Below are 1,783 nucleotides of genomic sequence, written 5' to 3'. Positions count from 1 at the left end.
CGTCAGAAACACTGCCCCGATTAGAGGGGATTGAGACCCACCTCTTTAAACCCAGTCCTTGCCTTGAGATTTCGAGTCAGAAACACTGCCCCGATTAGAGGGGATTGAGACACATTGTCTATCAGGCCATGGGTTCCAGCTTGATGCTGGGTCAGAAACACTGCCCCGATTAGAGGGGATTGAGACATATCATAATGTTCGGCAATTATTGGTCTATAATAGTCAGAAACACTGCCCCGATTAGAGGGGATTGAGACTTTGTTCATCTTCTTGATAGTCATGGTTTAAGATTTCTAACATGTCAGAAACACTGCCCCGATTAGAGGGGATTGAGACTAGGTGCTACAAAAAGGAGACGAGACACATACGAGTCAGAAACACTGCCCCGATTAGAGGGGATTGAGACATTTTGAATTGGAAAAAGTTTTGAGGTGCTGAGTGGTTGTGGGTCAGAAACACTGCCCCGATTAGAGGGGATTGAGACTGATATATGCCGTATTGTCACCTATGGAGATCTTAGACATGTGTCAGAAACACTGCCCCGATTAGAGGGGATTGAGACTCATTATGCTTTTCGATATTTCCCGAGTTCATTCGGGTCAGAAACACTGCCCCGATTAGAGGGGATTGAGACTGATGCAAATCTATATGCAATAGATTTTGTGACATTGCGTCAGAAACACTGCCCCGATTAGAGGGGATTGAGACAGACAGACACAAGCCCTGAGTATTTCGCTTTTATTCCTGTGTCAGAAACACTGCCCCGATTAGAGGGGATTGAGACTTTTCGGGGAAGTTTTGGGAGAGTATTTATATTGTCTGTCAGAAACACTGCCCCGATTAGAGGGGATTGAGACATATCCAACTGATCTCCGAAGACCATCATTATTTCTGGTCAGAAACACTGCCCCGATTAGAGGGGATTGAGACTTGACCAGTACTTACGATCTTGCTCATAGCCTCGCACTATGTCAGAAACACTGCCCCGATTAGAGGGGATTGAGACATGGGATCATTTTAAGTTTTTCCTAATTATTCTTTTTTGCGTCAGAAACACTGCCCCGATTAGAGGGGATTGAGACAGTTCTCTGCAATAGAAATCGCAGTGCCTGTGCCTCCTGGTCAGAAACACTGCCCCGATTAGAGGGGATTGAGACTTTTTACCGCAAGTTTGCGGTAAAGATTGTCAAGTTGGTCAGAAACACTGCCCCGATTAGAGGGGATTGAGACAAGACTCTGAAAAACATCTTTTAAAGACTCTTTAAAGTCAGAAACACTGCCCCGATTAGAGGGGATTGAGACGTGGCATACCTCCGTCAAGGAGGCAGTTTACCCTTTTTAGTCAGAAACACTGCCCCGATTAGAGGGGATTGAGACTTTATTTTAGACTGGGAGTAGCCCGACTTCTTTAAAAGTCAGAAACACTGCCCCGATTAGAGGGGATTGAGACCATTTGCCACCATTTTGGTGGCTGCCTCTATGGAACAGTGTCAGAAACACTGCCCCGATTAGAGGGGATTGAGACAGGCCACAAACAACCCATCCCCAAGATCAACTCTTGGGTCAGAAACACTGCCCCGATTAGAGGGGATTGAGACCATCCGCCTCTCATACTCCTCACCAGAACTCATAATTTGTGTCAGAAACACTGCCCCGATTAGAGGGGATTGAGACGTCATCTTTTTTAAAACTCATAATGTAATAGCCTTCAGATAGTCAGAAACACTGCCCCGATTAGAGGGGATTGAGACTTATCATTATTAGACTGGCAAGAATGACAAGC

The 1,783-nt window shown here is 45.7% G+C and carries 1 CRISPR repeat array.

Features of this window, described 5'->3' with window-relative positions:
* Nucleotide 1: 1 nt before the first annotated feature.
* Nucleotides 2-1,751: a CRISPR direct-repeat array (repeat unit 36 nt; unit sequence GTCAGAAACACTGCCCCGATTAGAGGGGATTGAGAC).
* Between the last annotated feature and the right edge of the window lie 32 nt (nt 1,752-1,783).

This window comes from Desulfamplus magnetovallimortis (assembly GCF_900170035.1).
GTDB lineage: Bacteria > Desulfobacterota > Desulfobacteria > Desulfobacterales > Desulfobacteraceae > Desulfamplus > Desulfamplus magnetovallimortis.
This window is presented reverse-complemented; position numbering and strand designations above follow the sequence as displayed.